A 1,409-nucleotide genomic window follows, 5' to 3' on the forward strand; every position below is an offset into this window, starting at 1 on the left:
GCGTACGGCCTCGCTTCCTACATCTACACCAACGACCTGAGTCGGGCGGTGCGTGTGGTGGAGGCTCTCCGCTTCGGCATCGTGGGGGTCAACGATATCAATCCGACGGGCGCACAGGCGCCTTTCGGCGGCACGGGCATCAGCGGGCTGGGGCGTGAGGGCGGTGCCGAGGGCATCGACGAATACCTCGACGTCAAGCTCGTCGGCCTATCGCTCTAGCAAGCACCAGTGAGGAAAAGACAATGGCTCATATCGTTCCCAGCTCGATCGTCGTCATCGGGGCCGGCCTCGCCGGGCTCCGGGTCTGCGAGCAACTACGCACGGAGGGCTACACCGGGACCCTCACCCTCGTCGGCAAGGAGGACGCGCTCCCCTATGACCGCCCGCCACTGTCGAAGCAGGTCCTGACCGGGGCATGGGAGTCGGAGAAGGTCACCTTCCGCGACGTCGAGGCGCTCAAGGAACTCGACGTCGATCTGAAGCTCGGCGTTTCGTCCATCGGCCTCGGTGTCTGGACCGTACACCTCAGCGACGGCGCCCACCTGCGCACCGATGCAACCGTGATCGMCACGGGGGCCGTGCCCCGCACGATCCCCGGCCAGCCCGACGGAGTGCTGACACTGCGCACCCTGCAGGACTCGCTGACCCTCAAGGAGAAGCTTGTTCAGGGGTCGACGCTGCTGATCGTCGGCGGCGGATTCATCGCGGCCGAGGTGGCCACCGCAGCCCGCGCCGCCGACGTGAACGTGATAGTCCTCGAGGCCGAGCCACAGCCGTGTGAGCGCCAGGTCGGTGCGAAGGCAGCCGCACTGATCGCCCGCCTGTTCGCCGAGGCCGGCGTCGACCTGCGGACCAAGACCCGCGTCACCTGTTTCGTCGACGCCCAGACCGTCGAGCTGGAGGGAGGCGACAAGGTCTCGGCCGACACCATCCTGGTCTCCGTCGGGTCGGTTCCCGACGTCGGCTGGTTGCAGGGCACGGAGCTTCCGGTCGGCGATGGGATCCTTGCTGGCGGCACCGGTCGTGTCCCCCCACTTCCCATGGTCTGGGCACTCGGCGACTCCACCTCGTGGTGGGACCAGCCGCGCCGCGGCTACGCGCGCAACGAGCACTGGACGAACGCCAGCGATCAGGCCAGGTTGGTCGCGACGGACATCCTGCTCAAGGACACGCCCGATCTTGCGCCGCCGTACGTCTGGTCGGACCAGTTCGGGCTGAAGGTCCAGCTGCTCGGCCGCACCGACATCGCCGACGAGGTGGTCCAGCTCGAGGGCGAGGGTCTCGACGGGGGACCGGTCAAGGGCACCATCGTCGGCTACAAGAGGGCCGGGAACCTGATCGGCGTGGTGTCGTTCGGTGCACCGGCGAAGTTCATCGGGTACCGCGACGAGGTGATCGCTGGCACCAAG

The 1,409-nt window shown here is 67.6% G+C and carries 2 protein-coding genes; both read left to right on the plus strand.

Annotated features, from left to right (window positions below; genetic code table 11):
• A partial coding sequence (locus ACXJKL_RS21075) for an aldehyde dehydrogenase family protein (RefSeq protein ID WP_457208944.1) occupies positions 1 to 219 on the plus strand: 219 nt, incomplete at its 5' end.
• Positions 220 to 242: 23 nt separating this feature from the next.
• A partial coding sequence (locus ACXJKL_RS21080; RefSeq protein WP_457208945.1) for an NAD(P)/FAD-dependent oxidoreductase occupies positions 243 to 1,409 on the plus strand: 1,167 nt, incomplete at its 3' end.

This window comes from Nocardioides sp. P5_C9_2 (genome assembly GCF_054049555.1).